This is a genomic window from Stenotrophomonas sp. 3diitr2024, from assembly GCF_042136455.1.
Lineage (GTDB): Bacteria > Pseudomonadota > Gammaproteobacteria > Xanthomonadales > Xanthomonadaceae > Stenotrophomonas > Stenotrophomonas sepilia.
In genome coordinates this window covers 1-341 of the sequence record NZ_JBHHMJ010000560.1, presented here as the reverse complement: position 1 = coordinate 341, position 341 = coordinate 1, and the positions used below count along the sequence as shown (strand labels likewise).

Annotated in this window: 1 protein-coding gene; it reads right to left on the bottom strand. The window is 64.5% G+C overall.

All coding sequences use genetic code 11. The features are described 5' to 3' along the window. Positions 1-341 (bottom strand): DUF2958 domain-containing protein (locus ABGA94_RS14500; protein WP_375367610.1); only part of this gene is annotated, 341 nt, incomplete at both ends.

The window sequence follows — 341 nt, the reverse complement described above, 5'->3', positions numbered from 1 at the left end:
ACAGGAAGTTCACCGGCACCGAACCGATGCGCTTGTCTTCCAGGCCGCCATAACGCTTGGCCTTGACCGCATCGAGCAGCGCCTTCGGCGAATCGAACCGATCTTCACCGGTTTCCTTCGCCGCCACGCCTTCCAGGCGATGCAGCAGCCAGTAGTCCGGAGTGAAGCCAGCATTGACAAGTGCGGCGATCAGCGCCAACCAGGTCAGCGCGACCAGCAAGCAGAACAGGCGGACGTAGCGTCTCGGCATCGGGTCGATGCTCCTACCAGCGGCGCGTGCCGCGCCGACGGCGAGCAGTTGCGCCCGCTGTTCAGCGGTGACGAGCAGCTGGGTCATGGCT